This is a genomic window from Marichromatium sp. AB31 (assembly GCF_003718685.1).
GTDB lineage: Bacteria > Pseudomonadota > Gammaproteobacteria > Chromatiales > Chromatiaceae > Marichromatium > Marichromatium gracile.
The window spans coordinates 1-526 of sequence record NZ_RHFI01000060.1; the positions used below are offsets into that span (position 1 = coordinate 1).

The 526-nt window shown below is 48.7% G+C and carries 1 protein-coding gene; it reads right to left on the bottom strand.

All coding sequences use genetic code 11. The features are described from left to right. The coding region (locus EBL84_RS17635) for a hypothetical protein (RefSeq protein ID WP_190287999.1) at positions 1-526 on the bottom strand (526 nt) is incomplete at both ends.

A 526-nucleotide genomic window follows, 5' to 3' on the forward strand; every position in this document is an offset into this window, starting at 1 on the left:
TCCCCCCTTTCTTTCTCCCCCCTTCCCTCCCCTCTTTCCTCCTCTTCTTTTCCCTCTTCTTCTTTTTTTCCCCCTCCTTCTCTTCCCTCCCTCTCTCCCTCCTTCTCCCCCCTTTCCCCTTTTCTTTCCCCCCCCTTTCTTTTTCTCTTCTCCTCCCCTTTTCCTTTTTCTTTTCCCCTCCTCTTCTCCTTTTTTCTTCTTTCTTTCCTTTTCTTTCTCTTTCCCTTCCCCTTTCTCCTTCTCTCCTTTCCTTTCCCTCCCTTCTCCCTTCTTTCTCTTCTCTCTCCTCCTTTTCTTCTTTCTCCTTCTTTTCTTTCTTTTCTCCCCCTCTCCCCTTCTTTCCTTTTTTTCTCTTTCCCTTCCCTCCTCTCCCCCCCCTTTCTCCTTCTCCTCTTCCTTCTCTTCTTCCTCTCTCCTCTCCTCTCCCCTCTCCTTTTTTTCCCTTTCTTCTCTCTCCCCCTTTCTTTCCTTCTCTCTCTCCTCCTCTCTCTCCCTCTTCTCCCTCTCTTTTTCCTTTTCTCTCCTC